This is a genomic window from Actinacidiphila bryophytorum, from assembly GCF_016916835.1.
Taxonomy (GTDB): Bacteria; Actinomycetota; Actinomycetes; order Streptomycetales; family Streptomycetaceae; genus Actinacidiphila; species Actinacidiphila bryophytorum.
The window spans coordinates 35,760-54,201 of record NZ_JAFFIX010000034.1; the positions used below are offsets into that span (position 1 = coordinate 35,760).

The following is an 18,442-nucleotide window of genomic DNA, read 5'->3' on the forward strand; positions in this document are numbered from 1 at the left end:
GTGCCGCCTCCCCCCTGGAAGCGGGCACGCACCCCGGGTCGCACGCGGGACGGTCACACGCCGCTGATCGTCCACTCGTTGTTGGTGTTGGAGTTCGGTGCCCACATCACCGTCGTGGAGCCGGCCGCGGTGCTGCCGGCGCCGTCAAGGGCGGTGCCGGTACCGCGGTTGACGATCTGGTAGCGGTTGTTGCCCAGGCTGGTGAGGGTCCACTGCTGGTTGTTGCCGCCGTTCCACGTCGTCTGCCGGGCAGGGGCGCCGTTGGCGGTGTTGCCCCAGCTGTCGGCGACCATGCCGTTGGTGCGGTTGACGATGCGGTAGTAGCCGTTGCCGAGGTCCACCAGCTGCCACTGGAGGTTGGTGCTCCCGTCGTAGTTCCACTGCTTGAGGTTGGAGCCGGAGGCGACGTTGCCGCCGCTGTCCAGCACCAGTCCTGTGGTCACGTTGGCGATCTTGACGTATCCGGTCCCGGTCCCGCCGCCGCCCAGTGCGGGGATCTGGCCGGAGAAGGTGAGCTTGACGGTGTAGGCCAGCGCGCTGAAGGGCGCGGTGGAGGAGGGCATGGCCAGGTGCAGTCCTGAGCCGTCCTGGGTCGGCGCGGGCAGGTTGATGTAGCTGCCCGCGGTGTTGTTCAGCAGCTGGGCGCTGGTCAGGCTGCTGATGTTGAACTGGTTGGAGTTGAGCGAGGTGATGGTCATGGTGCCGCCCTGCCAGCCGAGGGCGGTGGCGTAGAGCACCTTGTTGTCCTGGCTGCGGGTGAAGCGGACGTCCTTGGCGACGCCGGCCTTGGGGCCGCTGAACGAGCCGCCGCCCATCGCCGTCGGGCCCTCCCCGTAGCTGGACCACGAGCGCGTGCCGTAGACCGCTTCGCCGAAGCGGCCCAGCCAGTCGCCCATGCCGCGCAGGATCGTCTGCTGCCCCGAGGGGATGGTGCCGTCGGCCATGGGGGCGATGTTCAGCAGCATGGTGCCGCCCTTGGCCGTCCGGTCGATCAGCGCGTGCAGCAGGGCCTGGGTGGTGTAGTAGCCGATGCCGTTGGTGTAGCACCAGCTGGAGGAGGAGATGCTGTCGTCGGTGAGCCAGTAGGGCGTCATCAGGCCGGCAGGGCCGCCGCGTTCGAAGTCGAAGACCTCGCCCTTGTTGTCCAGGCCGTCCTTGTAGGTGGCGGCCACGTCCTTGTTCCAGGAGACGGCCTTGTTGTAGTAGTACGCCAGGAACTGCAGCCGGTAGGACTCCTGCACGAGGCCGAGGTCGAAGTCCTGCCAGATCAGGTCCGGTTGGTAGCCGTCGATGACCTCGATCAGCTTGTTGTACCAGAGCTGGTTCTCGGCGGACGTGCCCTGCTGGCCGTAGAGGATGCGCAGCGTCGCGTCCGACTGGTACGGCACGTGGTCGTAGTAGCCGTTGAAGTGGTAGGCGTGGTGCAGCGAGGCCATGAACTTCAGACCCTGCCCGCGGATCGCCTGGGCGTGCTGCGCCACGAGGTCGAGCTTGGGGCCGTGCCGCACGGAGTTCCACGGGTTGGACGCGCTGTTCCACATGGAGTAGCCGTCGTGGTGCTCGGCCACCGGGCCGGCGAACCTGGCGCCGGCGTCCTTGAAGAGCTGCGCCCAGGCCGCCGGGTCCCAGCTGCCGCCCTGCGAGGCCAGCTTGGGGGCGAACTGCACGAAGTTGCCCGCCTTGTCGCGGGCGCCGTCGATGAAGTTGTTGTACGGCCACGACGAGGGGTCGCCGTAGGTGGCGATGTGGTGCTGGTTCTCGGCCGAGCCGCCGATGTACATGTTGCGCGGGTACCACTCGTTCCCGAACGCGGGAACGCTGAAGACGCCCCAGTGGTAGTAGATGCCGAACTTGGCGTCCTGGAACCAGGCCGGGGCCGGGGGGTGCTGGTCCACCGAGGACCAGCTCGCGCTGTAGCTGCCGGGGCCGTCGGTCGCGGCAGCGCCGGGGGCGAACCGCAGCAGTCCGAAGGCCGTGGCCGCGCCGGCGGCCGCCAGCAGGTTACGCCGGCTGATCGGCGCAGAGGGGGAAGACATGCGTGAGCCTCTCAGGTTGGGTGTCGAGGTGGTCTGGCTGGTCGGGGAGCCGTCGCTGCCGGCGCCCGCTCAGCCGCGTGTCCACTTCTGGTTGCCGCCCCCGGTGCACGTCCACAGCTCCAGCAGGGTGCCGTTGGCCGAGCCGTTGCCCGTGGCGTCCAGGCACAGCCCGGACTGCACGCCGGTGATGGTGCCGTCAGCGTTGAGCGTCCACTGCTGGTTGGCGCCGCCGTTGCAGGTCCAGATGTCCACCTTGGTGCCGGGGCTGGTGGCCGCGCCGGACGCGTCGAGGCAGTCGCCGCCGTAGACCCGCAGCTCGTGCGACGAGGTGCTGGTCCACTGCTGGTTGGTGCCGCCGTTGCAGTCCCACAGCTCCACCTGGGTGCCGGCCGTCTGCGACTGGTTGGGCACGTCCACGCACCTGCCGGAGGCGGAGCCGACGATGGTGGAGGTGGTGCCGCCGTTGCCGCCGCCGCTGCCGGGCGTGATCGACAGGTTGTCGAACTCGGCCGTCTCGGTCTGGGCGGTCTGGTAGCCGACCTGCCCGCCGGCGAAGGAGTAGTCGTTGACCGAGCCGACCGCCGCACCGTCGATCACCGCGGAGATGGTCGAGCCGGCGAAGGTCAGGCCCAGGGTGTGCCACCGGTTGGTGCCCAGCGCCGAGACGTTGCCGTGGGCCAGGGTCGAGACGTTCCCGTTGGTGCTGGAACTCAGGATCGACCAGGCTCCCGCGTCGGTCACCCGCAGGTGGTAGGCGTTCAGGCCGCCGGTGGTGGTGTAGTCCTGCGAGTTGGCGCGGCCGAGCAGGTCGGCGTACCCGGACTGCTCGAGCAGCACGTCGGAGGAGACGGTGTAGTTGCTCCAGCCCACGTCACCGAGCATGGCGTGCGGATCGGACAGCGCGTCCCAGGTGATCGGCTTCTGCGGGCTCATCTGGCGCACGCACATCCCGCTGCGGCCGCCGCCGCAGGCGGTCTCCTCGAAGGCGCCCTGCCAGTCCATCAGGTACTTCGCCTCGGTGCCTGCCGTGTAGCCGTCGAAGGAGTCGCTGTAGGGCAGCCCCAGCGAGCCCTGAGCCGGCCCGGTGGCAGTGCCCTTGCCCTGGCCGGTCGTGGTGGTCACGGTGTAGACGCGGCCGGGCTGCACGGTGAGGCTGAAGCTCCCGCCCGACGGGGTGATGTCCGCGGAGTGCACGAAGTAGTCGGACGGGTTGCCGGAGTTGACGTTGGTCGACCACACGTGGACCGCTCCGGTGGACAGCCCGCCGCTGACGGTGAAGTTCAGCGTCTGGGCGCTGCCGGCGTCCATCGTCTCGATGACCGTGGAGTAGTCGGAGTTGTTGGTCGACTTCAGCGACACGTAGCTGCCGTTGGCGCGGTTGCCGCCGATGTAGCCGCTGGAGGAGTCGAGGTACTTCCAGCCGGGGGCGGTGAACTGGCTGGTCTGCGCCATCACCCAGGCGTTCTTGCCGATCGAGTAGGAGCCGGACCACGGCTGCGAGGCCAGGGCGAGTCCCATGGTCGGGTAGGGCAGGTTCGGCGTGACGGAGGCGACGACCGGCCAGTTGAGGTAGGCCGTCATCTTCCCGTCGATGTAGCCGCGGTTGATGCCGCGCGCCATCGCCTGGGCACCGCCGTTGTAGTCGTCCGACCCGTTCTCGCTCGCCCACAGCTGCTTGCCGGACGACAGGGCGGACGACGGCACGCTGCAGTTGGTCTGGGCCGACCGGTACCCGCAGGGGTAGTGCGTGCCGATGACGCCCACCGAGGAGGCGAACGTCGGGTTGGAGTTGACGTCGTTCGCGATCGTCCAGTCGGAGTCGGCCCCGACGATCTTGATCGCCGAGTAGCCGTTGCTGTTGAGCGCGCTGCGCAGCTGCTCGTACCACGAGACGTTGTAGCCGCGCTCGTTCCAGCCGCCGAGGTAGTCGATAGTCAGCCCGTGCTGCTTGGCGCAGCCCAGCCACGAGACCAGGTAGTTGACCATGTCGGTGGACCAGAAGTTCCCGTTGCCGATCCAGCCGGGGGCGCCCCAGGCCAGCCCGTAGAGCTTGATGTTCGGGTTGCGCGCCTTGGCCTGCTCCATCAGCCACCACTCGTAGCCGCGGTTGCAGTTCAGGTCGGACCGGGTGTGCTGGTGGCTCGGCTCGGCACCGGAGGTGGAGTTGGTGTCGCCGCCGACCTCGGCCTTGAGGATCTGCAGGGAGGCGCCGTAGCCGGGCTTGAACAGGTAGTCCAGGATCTGGCCGCGCTGGGGGTCGGGGTAGTCGATCAGGAGTCTGCTGTTGCCGCCGCCGCCGCTGATCGCGCCGACGCCGTCGAACGTCCGGCCGCCGGAGGCGCCGTTGATCGTGATGGAGGTCGCGGCATGGGCCGGTGACGCGCCCGTGCCCACGATGCCGCCCGCGGCGAGGAGTAGGCCCAGGAGCACGACCGTCGAGGCTCGCGTTCGCCGGAACAACTGGCCGAGTGCTGACACGGTGGATTCCTTTCGCAGGGTGGGAGGTCTCCTGCGGCCGGAGCCGGAGATCCGGCCGCAGGACCCGCTGACGGTGATGCGTGGGGGGTGTTCTGCCTGGTGCGTTAGCGCTCACAACTCGGAACTGTCGGAAAGTCCCGCCATGAAGTGGGATTGCCGAGAGGTTTCGGGGTCAGACGGTGCTCTCAACTCCTCAGGTCTGTCAAGGGTGCGAACCCCGGCCGGAAGCACGGCACTTGCCGAGTGCACGCACCGGCAGACGCCCCGCCACGGGGCTGCCCGTGTGACCACCGCGCTGTTTGTGATAAGGGTTGACACGGCGTGCGGGGGTGATGCAGGCTGCCCCCGTTAGGCCAAAGACATCCCATCTCCCTATCGTGAGAAACCTCGCGTGACGAGTGCGAATGTTAGCGCTCACGCGAAGGATGTCTGTTCCCCCCACAAAAGGATGCGCCCATGAGACGCAAATCCCTCCTCGTACCCGTTCTGGCCGCGCTGGCCCTGGTCCTGGCCGCGGCCGGCACCGCGCTGAGCAACAGCCTCGGTACGGGTGCGTCGCCCACCACGGTCACAGCCGCCGCGGCCACGGCCGGGTGCGGCAAGGCCCCGACGCTGGCCAGCGGCACGCACACGATCTCCAGCAGCGGCCAGAACCGCAGTTACATCCTGCGGGTCCCCGCCAACTACGACAACAACCGCCCCTACCGCCTGGTCTTCGGTTTCCACTGGGTGGGCGGCACCATGAACGACGTCGACTCGGGCGGCACCGACGGCTACAACTGGTCCTACTACGGGCTCAGGCGCCTGGCCGACAGTGCGAACAACGGCACGATCTTCGTCGCCCCCCAGGGCATCAACAACGGCTGGGCCAACACCAACGGACAGGACGTCACCTTCGTCGACGACATGGTCCGGCAGCTCGAGTCCGGCCTGTGCGTGGACAGCACCCAGCTGTTCTCGTCCGGGTTCAGCTACGGCGGGGCGATGACGTACGCGCTCGCCTGCGCCCGGCCGACGGTCTTCCGCGCGGTCGCGGTGTACTCCGGTGCCAACCTCAGCGGCTGCAGCGGCGGCACCCAGCCCGTCGCGTACATGGGGCTGCACGGCATCAGGGACAACGTCCTGCCGATCGCCTCCGGGCGCTCGCTGCGCGACACCTTCGTCAGGAACAACGGCTGCACCCCGCAGAACCCGCCGGAGCCGGCCTACGGAAGCCTGACGCACATCATCACCGCCTACTCCGGGTGCAAGGCGGGGTATCCGGTGGTGTGGGCGGCCTTCGACGGAGCCGGACACGACCCCGGCCCCATCGACGGGTCGACAGGCGACGGCTGGCACACCTGGACCTCGGGCGAGGTGTGGAAGTTCTTCACGCAGTTCGACTCCTCCACCCCGCCCACCAGCGGACCCCCCACCAGCGAACCGCCCACCAGCCCTGCGGGCAACCAGCAGGTCGTGGGCCAGCAGTCCGGCCGGTGCCTGGACATCAGCAACTCCACGACCGCCAACGGCACACAGGCGGAGCTGTGGGACTGCAACGGCGGCAGCAACCAGCGCTGGACCTACACCTCGGGCAAGCAGCTGATGGTCTACGGCAACAAGTGCCTGGACGCCTCGGGTCAGGGAACCGCCAACGGCACCGCCGCGGTGATCTGGGACTGCAACGGCCAGGCCAACCAGCAGTGGAACATCAACTCCAACGGCACCGTGACCGGTGTGCAGTCGGGGCTGTGCCTCGACGCCGCGGGGCAGGCGACCGGCAACGGCACCAAGATCCAGCTGTGGAGCTGCACCGGTGGCTCCAACCAGCAGTGGAGCCTGCGCAGCTGAGCAGGACCCGGATGCCGTGCACCGTGCGGTGATCCGGTCGGTACGCGCTCGACGCGAGATCTCGCGGCGGCAGTCCTGGAGCGCCCGGGGCCTTTCCCCCGGGTGGACTGCCGCCGCATAGGGGGCCGTCCTTGGCCGGTGGGGGTCGAGGACGGCTCTCGCGTCATGCCGGGCGGTCCCCCGCTCCCCCCCGTCAGCGGGGAGCAGCGGCGGGCGGGTCGTTCAGCGCGCCGGAGCGGAAGGCGGCCACCTCGACCGCGTCCGCGTCGAACCCGGCGGACGCCAGGACGTCGCGCAGGCCCGCAAGCGCGGCCGCCTCGCCCAGCACACCCGCCGGAACCTCGACGCGTGCCCGGCCGCCGCCGAGGTCCCGCACCCGCAGGTCCGCCGCCTCCACGCCCGCGGCGCCCAGTGCGGTCCGCACCGCCGCCTCCGCCCGGTCGACGCGGGCCAGCCGGGGGCCGGAGATCCGCAGTCCGTAGGCGACCCGGCTGGCCAGGCACGGAGTGGCCGGCTTGTCCCAGGTGGGCAGGGACCAGTGGCGGCTGAGCCGGCGCACCTGCTGCTTGGTCAGGCCCGCGCCCAGCAGCGGGGTCAGGACGCCGCGTTCGCTGCCCGCCCGGATCCCGGGACGGAAGAGGTCGGCCGCGTCGTCGGCGTTGGTGCCGGTGGCCACCTGGCGGAAACCCGACTCGGCCGCGATCCTGCCGATCGAGTCCAGCACCTCCGACTTGCAGAAGTAGCAGCGGTCGGGGCCGTTGGCGCGGTAGCCGGCGCGCTCCAGCTCCCTCGTCCTGGGCGTGAGGTGGGCGACGCGCAGGCCCGCGGCCACGTCCGCCGCCCGCTCCAGCTCCCCCGAGGCCAGGCTCTCGGAGACGGCGGTGACGGCCAGGACGTCGGCGGCCCCCAGCGCGCGTACCGCGGCGGCCAGCACCAGCGCCGAGTCCGCGCCCCCGGAGAAGGCGACGGCGACCCGTCCCCTGCCGTCGAACTGCTCCAGCAGCCGCTGCGCATCCGATTCCACGTCGGTCATGACCCGTCCTCCTCGCGGGCCGCGGCAGCCGCGGCCGTCTCCGCCAACTCCGCCACCTCGCGCAGCGGAAGGCCGAGCCGGGCCGCCGCCGCCGCGGCATCGTCGTGTTCCGCCTTGGCCCGGTAAGGCCCGTGCTTGACCCGGACGGCCGCTCCCCGCACGTCCACCACCTCGGTGCGGCGCGGGAAGGCGGTGCGGGAGACGTCGCTCCTGCGGATGCCCAGGGTGCCGGTCTCGGCCGCCATCAGCTCCTGCACGGCGCCGGCCAGTTCCGGGCGGCACAGGCAGTGCAGCACGTGTGCCGGGCGGCCCTTCTTCATCACCGCGGGCGTCACCCAGGCGTCCAGCGCGCCCGCGTCCAGCGCCCGCTGGACCACGTGCGCCAGGACCTCGCCGGTGACGTCGTCCAGGTTGGTCTCCAGCAGCGCGACGCTCTCCCGGCCGTCCCGCACGTCCGCGGCCACGGTGACGGCGCAGACGTTGGGCCGGTCGTCCAGCGTCCTGGTGCCGGCCCCGTAGCCGGTACGCCCCAGCACGGCCGGCGGCAGCGGCTCGTACCTGGCGGCCACCGCGGACAGCACGGCCGCAGCCGTCGGTGTGACGGTCTCGCCGGGGACGTCCGTGCCCGTCACGGCGGCTCCCCTGAGGAGTTCCAGGGTGGCGGGGGCGGGGACCGGGATGATGCCGTGCGCGGAACGCGTGCGCCCGACGCCGAGCGGCAGCGGGCCGCAGACCACCTGCGTGACACCAAGGTGGTGCAGCGCCGCCGCGATGCCGACGATGTCCACGACCGTGTCGTGCCCGCCGAGTTCGTGGAGGTGCACCTCGTGCGGGTCGACGCCGTGCAGCCTGCCCTCCACGGCCGCTATCGCGGTCAGGGCGGCGGTGGCGAGCGCCGCGACGGGCCGCGGGCGGGCGCGGGAGACCATGTCCATGAGCAGGCCGGCCGGGCGCCGCGCGGCGGTGTCCGTCACCTCCACGCGGACCCGTACCGCGGCCAGGCCGTGCGTGGTGACCCGCTCTGCCGTGAGGTCCCATCCGGTCAGGCCGGTGGAGCCGACGGCCTCCCTGATCCGGTCCAGCGGCGCGCCCGCGTCGACGAGGGCGGCCAGCAGCATGTCCCCCGCCAGTCCGGTGAAGGGGTTGATCCAGCAGATCACGACACGTCCTCACGCGTCCTGGCGAGGCGGTGCGCCGCCATCGCCGCCCCGAAACCGGAGTCGATGTTGACCACGGTGACCCCCGCGGCGCAGGAGGCGTGCATCGCCAGCAGGGCGGTGACGCCTTCCAGCGATGCCCCGTAGCCGGTCGAGGTGGGCACGGCGACGACCGGGCAGGCGACCAGGCCGCCCACCACGCTGGCCAGGGCGCCCTCCATCCCCGCCACGACGATCACGGCGTCCTGCCGCCGCAACTCGTCCTTGACGGCCAGCACCCGGTCCAGCGCGGCCACGCCGACGTCGTGCCAGGCGGTGGTGGCCAGCCCCAGCGCGGCGGCGACGGCAGCGGCCTCCGCTGCCACCGGCCGGTCGGCGGTACCGGCGGCCACGACGCCCAGCGCGAAGCCGCGCGGGTCCGCCGGACGCCACGTCAGCAGCCGCGCCTCGGCGTCGTAGCGCCCCTCGGGCACCTCCTGTGCGACGGCTGCCGCCTCGGCGGGTCCGATGCGGGTGACCAGGACGGGCCCCTGGTTGTGCCGCAGCAGTGCGGTGACGATGCCGGCGATCTGCCCGGTGGTCTTGCCGGGGCCGTACACGACCTCGGGCACGCCCTGCCGGGCCTCGCGGTCGACGTCGACCCGGGCGAAGCCGAGGTCGAGATACGTGGTGTCCACGCGGACCCCCTCAGGTGTCGTATCGGTCCGGTCGGTTCGAGCGGTATCCGGTCGCCGACCGGTCAGGCGAGATACGGGATCGTCTGCGGGCCCTCGGGCAGCACGCACAGCCGCGCCCCGGGCCCCGCGGCGGCCAGCGCCTGTGCCACGGTTTCCGACACGTCCCGGGTCTGCCGCAGGTGCGCGCCCGCCAGTTCGTCGTCGGTCAGGTACGAGGTCGCCATCACGACGTCGCTTCCCGACTGGATACGGGCCTGTATCTGCACCTGCCACTGGTCGGGCACGGTCTCCCCCGCGGAGCGTGCCCCGATGGCCGCGAGCAGTTCCTGCGGCGAGGCCGCCGAGGCCAGGACCTGGCGGTAGGAGCCGTGGTCGGGGAAGCCGTCGCGGCATTCGGCGGCGCACACGATCGTCCCTCCCGGCCGTACGACCTGGTAGGCGGCCGACATCCCCTTCACCGCCTGGTAGAGGTTCTGGTCCAGCGGGAAGCCGGAGTTGGTCGTGACGACCACGTCGAAGGGCGCGGGCACCGGGCGCATGGCCATGCGCCTGGCGGCGGCGGTGGCGGCGGCGTGCATGGGCAGCAGGTCCCCGCCGAATGCGGCGACGACGTCCTTGTCCCGGTTGAGGATCACGTCGAGGGCGAAGGTGACGCCGGTGGCCTCCGCGATGGCGCGCACGTCGTCGTGGACGGGGTTGCCGCGGGTGATGCCCCAGGTGGCGCGGGGGCTGCCGATACGGGCGGCGTCGTGCAGGACGAGTACGGTCTCCAGTGCGGCAAGTCCCGGCGCGACGAGCTTGGGACCGCCGGAGAAGCCCGCGAAGAAGTGCGGTTCGACGAACCCGGTCGTGATCCGCACGTCCGCCTCGGCCCACTCCCTGGCGAGCCACACCGGCACCCCGTCGCCGTGGGTGCCCATCCAGGTCAGCCGGCTGCGGTCGCGTGCGTCGTGGTTGACCACGCGCACCCGGTCGACCACGTCGTCGCCGAGCATCCGCCGCAGTTCCGCGTCGGTGTTGCCGCGGTGCGTCCCGGTGGCGACCAGGATCACCACGTCGTCGAGGCGTACGACACCCTCCAGTTCCGCCAGGACGGCGGGGATCATCAGGTGCCGCGGCTGCGGGCGGGTGCCGTCGCACATCGAGATCGCCACCGTCTGCCCGGGGCGGACCCGCTCGCGCAGCGGGGGCCCGGCGACCGGGTGCCGCAGCGCCGCGGTCAGTGCCGCGGCCTGGTCGGGGGCGGCGTCATGGTGCACCGGTTCGACGACGGTGGTCACCGCGGGGTCGACGTCGATGTCCAGCCCGCTCTCGCCGTAGGCCAGCCGTATCCTCACCGCTGCGGTCCTTCCCGCCGGGCGGTCACGGCCGGCTGCCCGCGCCGCCGGGCGGGCCTTCCTGCTCGACGTGCTCGCGCAGCCACTGCTCGGTCGTACTGACGTGGATCAGCGCCACCGCTTCGGCCAGCGCGCGGTCCCGTGCGACCAGGGCGTTGTAGATCGCCCGGTGCTCGGCGATGGTGCGGTCGCCGGCCTTGTCGTCGACCAGCCCGCGCCAGACCCGGGCGCGTACCGTGCGGCTGGAGATGCCCTCCAGCAGGGTGGCCAGCGTGCTGTTGCCCGCGGAGGCGATCACGGCGCGGTGGAAGGCCGCGTCGTGCTCGTTGAGCAGTTCGACGTCGTCGCTGGCGCGCGTCATCGCGTCCAGGTGGTACCTGATCTCGGTCAGGTTCTCCTCGGTGACCCGGCCTGCGGCCAGCCCTGTGGCGATCGGCTCGAAGAGCCTGCGGACCTCGGTCAGCTCCAGCAGCGTGTCGCCGCGCAGCAGTTCCACCGCGGACCCGAGGCTCTCCAGCAGCAGTGCGGGCTCCAGGCTGGTCACATAGGTGCCGTCCCCCCGCCGGATCTCCAGGACCCGTGCGACGACGAGGGCTTTGACCGCCTCGCGCATCAGGTTCCGGGAGAGCCCGAGGTCGGAGGCCAGTTGCTGTTCCGGAGGCAGTTTCGCCCCGGGGAGCAGCTCTCCTGACTGGATGAGTTCCCTGATCCGGGCGATGGCCTTGTCCGTCAGTGACATCGATTCGTCCCCACTCCCCTGCAGGCGCTGCATGAGAGTAGCAGCGTCATCCAATGTCTGACAGACATGGGATGGATATTCCCCGATCGCGCGACATGCCCCACATCGGCTGCCACCGGCTCCACCTGCAACATCAACAGCGATTCGATGACGTCCTCTAGACAGGCCGTCGACACGACCCGTATAAATCCATCCCATGTCATGGATGCAGCAGTGCCCCTGGGCGCATGCCCATGGATTCCGGAAGGGCCAGGACACATGGCCGAGCTGATCATCGCCGTGGAGACGGCCGATGTCCGCTTCCCCACCTCGCTCGACCTGGACGGATCCGACGCGATGAACCCGGAGCCGGACTACTCGGGCGCCTATGTGACCGTACGGACCAGCAGCGGGGCGGCCGGCTACGGCCTGGCCTTCACCGTGGGCCGGGGCAACGAGGTGGAGGTCGCGGCCGTCCGGTCCCTCGCCCGGCTCGTGGTCGGCCTGCCGGTCGAGGAGGTGCTGGGCGATCTCGGCGCCTTCTCCCGCCGCCTGACCGGCGACAGCCAACTGCGTTGGCTGGGGCCGGAGAAGGGGGCGATCCACATGGCCGCCGCGGCGATCGTCAACGCCGTCTGGGACCTGTACGGCCGCCGGGAGGGCAAACCGGTCTGGCGGCTGCTGGCCGGGCTGTCCCCCGAGCAGCTGGTCGACCTGGTGGACTTCCGCTACCTGCAGGACGCCCTGACCCGCGAGGAGGCGCTGGACATCCTGCGCCGGGCCGAGCCCGGCCGTGCTCAACGGGCCGAGCAGCTGCTGTCCGAGGGCTTCCCCGCCTACACCACCACGCCGGGCTGGCTGGGCTACTCCGACGAGAAGCTGGTCCGCCTGTCGCAGGCCGCCGTCGCCGAGGGCTTCACCCAGATCAAGCTGAAGGTGGGGGCCGACCCCGACGACGACGTCCGGCGGATGCGGCTGGCCCGCGAGGCGGTAGGCCCCGGCATCCGCATCGCGGTCGACGCCAACCAGGCCTGGGGCGTGCCGCAGGCGATCGACTGGATGCGGCGGCTGGCGCCCTACGACCCGTACTGGATCGAGGAGCCCACCTCCCCCGACGACATCCTCGGCCACGCCGCGGTCCGCAGGGCGGTCGCGCCGATCAAGGTGGCCACCGGGGAGCACACCCACAACCAGGTGATGTTCAAGCAGCTGCTGCAGGCCGGCGCACTGGACGTCCTGCAGATGGACGCCAGCAGGACCGCGGGGGTGACCGAGAACGTCGCGATCCTGCTGCTGGCCGCCAAGTTCGGCGTTCCGGTGTGCCCGCACGCCGGCGGCCTGGGCCTGTGCGAGATGGTCCAGCACCTGGCCATGTTCGACTACGTGGCCGTCTCCGGCTCCATGGACAACCGCGTCATCGAGTACGTCGACCACCTCCACGAGCACTTCACCGATCCGGTGCGCATCCGCCGGGGCCGCTATCTGGCGCCGACCGCACCCGGGCTCAGCGCCGAGCTGCACGCCCAGTCGGCAGCCGCCCACCGCTTCCCCGAAGGCGCCGTGTGGAAGCGGAAGGCGGCATGAGCGGCCCGCGCCGAGTCCGTCCCCGCACCGCCCCAGCCCAGCTTCGTCCGCGCAAGGACCCGAGGAGACCTGAGCAATGAAGCCACCCACGAGAAGGACCACCGCGCTGGCAGCCGTGCTCGCCGCCGTGGCGATACCCGTGCTCACCGCCTGCAACTCCGACTCCGGCGGCTCCTCGGCCGTCGGCGTGGACTACCCCCGCTCCGACACCGACTTCTGGAACTCGTACATCAAGTACACCCCGCAGTTCGCCAAGCAGCTGAAGATGACGCTGAAGACGACGAACTCCCAGAACGACGTGGCCAAACTCACCGCCAACGTCCAGACCTTCATCAGCCAGGGCGTCAAGGGCGTGGCGATGGCGCCGCAGGACACCGCCGCGATCGCGCCCACCCTCGACCAGCTGGCGAGCAAGAAGATCCCCGTCGTCACCGTCGACACCCGCCCTGACAGCGGCAGCGTCTACATGGTGGTCCGCGCCGACAACCGCGCGTACGGCCAGAAGGCCTGCCAGTTCCTCGGCGCCAAGCTCGGCGGCAAGGGCGAGGTCGTCATGCTGGAGGGCGACCTGTCCTCGATCAACGGCCGGGACCGCACGGAGGCGTTCAACGACTGCATGAAGCAGGACTTCCCCGGCATCAAGGTCTACGGGGAGGCCACCAACTGGGACGGCGCGACCGCAGCGCAGAAACTGCAGACGGACCTGACCGCCCACCCGGGCATCAAGGGCGTCTACATGCAGTCCAGCTTCGCGCTGTCCGGCACCCTGCAGGTCCTCAAGCAGAAGGGACTGCTGGTCGGACCGAGCGACCCCAAGCACGTCTTCGTCGTGTCCAACGACGGCATCCCGGAGGAACTCAGCGACATCGCCGCCGGCAAGATCGACGCCACCGTCTCCCAGCCGGCCGACCTGTACGCCAAGTACGCGCTCTACTACCTCCAGGCAGCCCTGGACGGGAAGACCTTCAAGCCGGGGAAGACCGACCACGCCAGCACCATCATCCAGGTCCGCCCGGGTGTGCTGGAGGACCAGCTGTCCGCCCCGCTGGTGACGGCAGACGGGGCCACGTACGGCGGGGTGGCCAGCGTGAAGAACTCCGACACCTCCCTGTGGGGCAACCACCTCAGCTGACCGGGAAGGCGACACCAGCCATGGGTACGGCACCGCCCGTCGCCGAAGCGTCGGGAATCGTCAAGCAGTTCGACTCCACCGTGGCGCTCGACGACGCCCACATCACCATCCACCAGGGACAGACCCACGCACTCGTCGGCCGCAACGGCGCGGGGAAGTCCACCCTGGTCTCCATCATGACCGGCCTGCAGGCCCCCGACCGGGGAGCGGTCGCCTTCAGCGGCCGGCCCGCCCCGCGGCTGGCGGACCGGGACGCCTGGCGCAGGTCGGTCGCCTGCGTCTACCAGAAGTCCACGATCATCCCGGAACTGACCGTGGCGGAGAACCTGTTCCTGCACCGCCTGGACCGCGGGCAGCTCGGACTGGTCCGCTGGAACGAGGTCAGGCGCAAGTCCCGCGACCTGCTCCACAAGTGGTCGGTGGACGTGGACGTACGCCTGCCGGCCCGCGAACTGACCATCGAGCAGCGGCAGTTCGTGGAGATCGCCCGGGCGCTGTCCTTCGGCGCCCGCTTCATCGTCCTCGACGAGCCGACCGCACAGCTGGACGCCGCGGCCATCAGCCGGCTGTTCACCCGGATCGGGGACCTCCAGCAGCAGGGCGTGACCTTCCTGTTCATCAGCCACCACCTGCAGGAGGTCTACGACATCTGCGACACCGTGACGGTCTTCCGCGACGCCCGCCATGTCCTCACCGCGCCCGTGGCGGACCTGCCGCGCGGCGAACTGGTGGCCGCCATGACCGGCGACGCGGCGGAGGCGGGCGGGCGCGCGCCCCGCCGTCCGCCCCCCGCAGGCGCCGGCCGGACCCTCGCCGTCGGGTCCCTCACCAGCGCCGGCAGCTACCAGGACGTCTCCTTCGAGGTCGCGGCAGGCGAGATCGTCGGCCTGGCCGGGGCCGCGGGCAGCGGCCGCACCGAGGTCGCGGAGACCGTCGTGGGGCTGCGCGCCGCCGACAGCGGGACCGTGGACGTCGGGGGTGCCCGCCCCCGGCCGGGCAGCGTCCCCGGCACGCTGGCCGCCGGAGTCGGCTTCGTCCCCCAGGACCGGCACCACCAGGGGTACGTGCCGCACATGTCCATCGCCGACAACGGCACCCTGACCGTCCCCCGCCGACTGGGACCGTACGGGTTCATCAACGGACGGGTGCGCGAGGAGCTGGCACGGGCCGCGATCGACGACCTGGCCATCAAGACGCCCGGCCCCGACCTGCCGGTGGCCGGGCTGTCCGGCGGAAACCAGCAGAAGGTCGTCATGGCCCGCGCCCTCGCCAACGACCCGAGGCTGCTGGTCCTGATCAGCCCCACGGCGGGCGTCGACGTCCGGTCCAAGGAGTTCCTGCTGCACAAGGTGGAGCAGACGGCGGCCGGCGGCACCGCCGTCCTGCTGGCCTCCGACGAACTGGACGACCTGCGCGTCTGCGACCGGGTCCTGGTCATGGTGCAGGGCCGGGTCGTCGCCGAAATGCCCCGCGGATGGAACGACCACGAACTGGTGGCCGCCATGGAAGGAGTGGACCTCGATGCCTGACACCGTGGCCACCGGTACGCACAAGGACTCCGCAGAACCCCCCAGGCCCGCCGTCTCGGCCGAGCGGCGGATCGCCTTCGCCCGGCTGCGGGACCTCGCCCTGATCCCGCCCATCATCGTGATCGCCGTCGTCGGGCAGCTGGTCAACTCCGTCTTCCTGCAGACCGACAACATCATCAACGTCCTCCAGACGATGTCGGAGATCGCCGTCCTGGTCCTGGCGGAGACGATGGTCCTGATCGTCAAGAAGATGGACCTGTCGCTGGAGTCCACCATGGGGCTGGCCCCGGGCGTGGCCGCCTGGCTGACCGTTCCCACCGGTGCGGGCCACGGGCTCGGGCTGCTCCCCGGCGGCTGGGCCGTCCCCGTCACGCTGGCCGTCGGGCTGGCCATCGGTGCGGTCAACGCCCTGTTCATCATCAACTTCGGACTCAACGGCTTCATCGTCACCCTGGGCATGCTCATCGTGCTGCGCGGCATCCTCACGGGCATCTCCGGCGGCCAGACCTTCTTCCACCTGCCCGGCTCCATGCTCTACGTCGGCACCACCGAATGGCTCGGAATGCCGGCCTCGGTGTGGGTCTGCCTGATCCTCTTCGCGATCGGCATCGTGGTCCTGGGCTTCACCAGCTTCGGCCGGTCCCTGTACGCCATCGGCGGCAATGTCGACGCCGCGAAGGCGGCCGGCATCCGCACCGACCGGGTCCTGTGGATCGTCATGGTCACCGCCGGCGGGCTCGCGGCCCTCAGCGGCCTCATGCTCTCCGGCCGGCTGGCGTCGGTGGCCTCCGCCCAGGGCAACGGGTACATCTTCACCGTCTTCGCCGCGGCCGTCATCGGCGGCATCAGCCTCAACGGCGGGAAGGGCAGCGTCTTCGGAGCCTTCACCGGCATCCTGCTGCTCTACCTCATCCAGAACGTCCTCACCCTCGGCGGTGTCCCCGCCCAGTGGATCGGCGCCCTCAACGGCGGCATCATCCTCATCGCCCTGGCCCTGTCCCGCGTCACCGGCGGGAAGATCCAGGAGTAGCGGGGTGCCGCGCGGCTTTCCGCCCGTGGTGCCGTCCCGGACGGGGGACGGCACCACGGGCGGCCGGCTCAGCGGTAGCCGGCGGCGGTGATGTTCGCCTGCACCGCGGCGTCGGTGGCGTCGGAGGGGTAGCCGGCGACGACGGCGCCCTCGTAGAAGGTCCCCGCGCTGAGGTTGGCTCCGCCGCCGGGCTTGCAGCAGTCGCCGCCGCTGCCCAGCACGATGGCCCCCTGCTTCTTCATGGGGCTGTACCCGCTGGGCAGTCCGCCGTCCCACAGCGTGGTCAGCGAACCGGACTGGGCGTTGGCGCCTTTCAACGCGAAACGCGACGTCCCGTTGTTCTTGAGCATCGCGGTGACGAACTTGCTGGTGAACGCCCGCTGGTTGGAGTTCCAGGACTGGCTTCCCCCGGGGTACAGGCCCCATTCGAGGTCGGCCTGCACCCACGGGCCGCTGCCCGAGCAGCCGCCGAACCAGCACTCGGTGCCGAAGTTGATCGCGTCCATGGCACCGGCGGCGTCCGCCTTCCTGGTCGTCTCGCTGTTGCCGTAGTCGAAGCAGCAGCCGTTGTTGACATGGGTCCCGCTGGTCACCATGTACGCGCCCTCCGGCGCGCTGCCGGTCGGGACACCGGTCAGGTGGCCGTCGCGCCAGTAGCTGTTGCCCGGGTTGATGTAGAGCGAGTACGCCTTGTTACCCCCGGCGGTCAGCGCTTCCGACGTCGCCTTCGCGGGACTGCTCTGGCTCGACCCGGGAACCTGCGACGAGCCCTGGTACCACAGGTCGTTGCCGCGGCCGGACTGGTCGTAGACCACCGTGATCACGCAGGAGGTGTTCGCGCAGAACGAGTCCTGCGCGGCGGCGTCGGCGTAACCGCCGGCGGCCAGCACGCCGATGTTCCTGGTCGAGTTGTCCGACGAGCGCCGCACCTGGTAGAGGCTGCCGGTGTAGGAGCCGTAGAGCGCCCGTACGGTGCTGTGCGCGGCGACGCACGGCGTGCCGCCCGAGTTGTAGATGTCGCACGGCCCCGAGCCTGACGGGGGCGGGGTGGTCGTCGTCGAGGTGGTCCACTTCTGGTTGCTCTGGCCGTTGCAGGTCCACAGCTCCACCAGGGCGCCGTTGGCCGTCGAGGCCCCTGTGACGTCCAGGCACAGGCCCGACTGCACACCGGTGACCGACCCGTCGGAGTTCTGCCGCCACTGCTGGTTGGCCTGCCCGTTGCAGGACCAGATGATCACCTGGGTCCCCGGGGTCGTCCCCTGGGCGTTGGCGTCGGCGCAGCGCGTGCCGTTCAGCGTCCGCAGCTCGCCCGCGGAGGTGAACTCGAAGGCCTGGCCGCTCTGGCCGTTGCAGTCCCAGATGTCCAGCGCTGTGCCCACCGTGTCGACGTTGCCCTTCACGTCGAGACACCGGCCTGACGCCGCGCTCACCACGGGCGCCGTCGCGGCCGACGCGGGCGCCGACATGCCGACGGCCGCGGCGAGCAGGGTGGCCAGGAGCGCCAGCACGGACGACACGACGAGGGACGGATGTGCCCGTCTGCGTGCGCCGCCGCCTGGCGAGGCGTTCGGATGCAGCATGTTTCCACTCCTTGCGGATAAAGGTGTGCCCCTGCCGGAGGTCCGGCAGGGGCATGGGGCGTGGTTCAGCTCAGCGTCCACTGCTGGTTGCTGCCGCCGTTGCAGGTCCACAGCTCCACCAGGGCGCCGTTGGCCGTCGAGGCCCCTGTGACGTCCAGGCACAGGCCCGACTGCGTACTGGTGACCGTGCCGTTGGAGTTGACGCTCCACTGCTGGTTGGCGCCGCCGTTGCAGGACCAGGTCTCGACCTTGGTGCCTGCGGTGGTCTGGTTGTTGTAGGCGTCGAGGCACAGCTGCGCGCCGCCGGAGACGACCGTCAGT

The 18,442-nt window shown here is 70.8% G+C and carries 14 protein-coding genes; 5 read left to right on the top strand and 9 right to left on the bottom strand.

The features are described from left to right. Window positions 1-53: 53 nt before the first annotated feature. Together JT723_RS32060 and JT723_RS32065 are read right to left on the bottom strand one after the other, a co-directional pair. The gene (locus JT723_RS32060; RefSeq protein ID WP_205048382.1) at window positions 54-2,036 is read right to left on the bottom strand and encodes an alpha-L-fucosidase; all 1,983 of its coding nucleotides are present in this window, start codon (window positions 2,034-2,036) and stop codon (window positions 54-56) included. A 69-nt stretch (window positions 2,037-2,105) separates the two neighbouring features. Further along, the gene (locus JT723_RS32065; protein ID WP_205048383.1) at window positions 2,106-4,514 is read right to left on the bottom strand and encodes a ricin-type beta-trefoil lectin domain protein; all 2,409 of its coding nucleotides are present in this window, start codon (window positions 4,512-4,514) and stop codon (window positions 2,106-2,108) included. Window positions 4,515-4,970: 456 nt separating this feature from the next. Between JT723_RS32065 and JT723_RS32070 the strand changes: the two genes are divergently transcribed. Continuing rightward, on the top strand, window positions 4,971-6,344 hold the full coding sequence (locus JT723_RS32070) for a ricin-type beta-trefoil lectin domain protein (RefSeq protein WP_205048384.1): 1,374 nt from the start codon (window positions 4,971-4,973) through the stop codon (window positions 6,342-6,344). A gap of 193 nt (window positions 6,345-6,537) precedes the next feature. Here the strand turns inward: JT723_RS32070 and larE are convergent, their stop codons facing one another. From larE to JT723_RS32095, 5 genes are all read right to left on the bottom strand, one after another. After that, the gene (larE, locus tag JT723_RS32075; RefSeq protein ID WP_205048385.1) at window positions 6,538-7,377 is read right to left on the bottom strand and encodes an ATP-dependent sacrificial sulfur transferase LarE; all 840 of its coding nucleotides are present in this window, start codon (window positions 7,375-7,377) and stop codon (window positions 6,538-6,540) included. Next, complete coding sequence (larC, locus tag JT723_RS32080; protein ID WP_205048386.1) at window positions 7,374-8,537, bottom strand: nickel pincer cofactor biosynthesis protein LarC; 1,164 nt, start codon at window positions 8,535-8,537, stop codon at window positions 7,374-7,376. Before larC ends, larE begins: the two co-directional genes overlap by 4 nt. Beyond that, window positions 8,534-9,211 carry a nickel pincer cofactor biosynthesis protein LarB gene (larB, locus tag JT723_RS32085; protein ID WP_205048387.1) on the bottom strand — a complete coding sequence of 226 codons (678 nt, stop codon included), beginning with the start codon at window positions 9,209-9,211 and terminating at the stop codon, window positions 8,534-8,536. The genes larC and larB overlap by 4 nt, the downstream gene beginning before the upstream one ends. Before the next feature lie 62 nt (window positions 9,212-9,273). Continuing rightward, complete coding sequence (gene larA / locus JT723_RS32090) at window positions 9,274-10,548, bottom strand: nickel-dependent lactate racemase (protein ID WP_205048388.1); 1,275 nt, start codon at window positions 10,546-10,548, stop codon at window positions 9,274-9,276. Window positions 10,549-10,573: 25 nt separating this feature from the next. Next, window positions 10,574-11,287, bottom strand: a complete 714-nt coding sequence (locus JT723_RS32095) for a FadR/GntR family transcriptional regulator (protein WP_205048389.1) — start codon at window positions 11,285-11,287, stop codon at window positions 10,574-10,576. A gap of 258 nt (window positions 11,288-11,545) precedes the next feature. Between JT723_RS32095 and JT723_RS32100 the strand changes: the two genes are divergently transcribed. The 4 genes from JT723_RS32100 to JT723_RS32115 all read left to right on the top strand — a co-directional run bounded on the left by JT723_RS32100 (window position 11,546) and on the right by JT723_RS32115 (window position 16,541). Beyond that, window positions 11,546-12,850, top strand: a complete 1,305-nt coding sequence (locus tag JT723_RS32100) for an L-fuconate dehydratase (protein WP_205048390.1) — start codon at window positions 11,546-11,548, stop codon at window positions 12,848-12,850. A 76-nt stretch (window positions 12,851-12,926) separates the two neighbouring features. Beyond that, window positions 12,927-13,982, top strand: a complete 1,056-nt coding sequence (locus JT723_RS32105; protein WP_205048391.1) for a sugar ABC transporter substrate-binding protein — start codon at window positions 12,927-12,929, stop codon at window positions 13,980-13,982. A 20-nt stretch (window positions 13,983-14,002) separates the two neighbouring features. Next, on the top strand, window positions 14,003-15,511 hold the full coding sequence (locus JT723_RS32110) for a sugar ABC transporter ATP-binding protein (protein ID WP_205048392.1): 1,509 nt from the start codon (window positions 14,003-14,005) through the stop codon (window positions 15,509-15,511). Further along, on the top strand, window positions 15,504-16,541 hold the full coding sequence (locus JT723_RS32115) for an ABC transporter permease (protein WP_205048393.1): 1,038 nt from the start codon (window positions 15,504-15,506) through the stop codon (window positions 16,539-16,541). The genes JT723_RS32110 and JT723_RS32115 overlap by 8 nt, the downstream gene beginning before the upstream one ends. 68 nt (window positions 16,542-16,609) lie before the next feature. On the opposite strand, the gene JT723_RS32120 is transcribed toward JT723_RS32115, so the two are convergent. Together JT723_RS32120 and JT723_RS32125 are read right to left on the bottom strand one after the other, a co-directional pair. Further along, complete coding sequence (locus tag JT723_RS32120; protein WP_205048398.1) at window positions 16,610-18,046, bottom strand: arabinofuranosidase catalytic domain-containing protein; 1,437 nt, start codon at window positions 18,044-18,046, stop codon at window positions 16,610-16,612. 140 nt (window positions 18,047-18,186) lie between these two features. Next, window positions 18,187-18,442: ricin-type beta-trefoil lectin domain protein (locus tag JT723_RS32125; RefSeq protein WP_205048394.1), on the bottom strand; the 256-nt coding region annotated here is incomplete at its 5' end.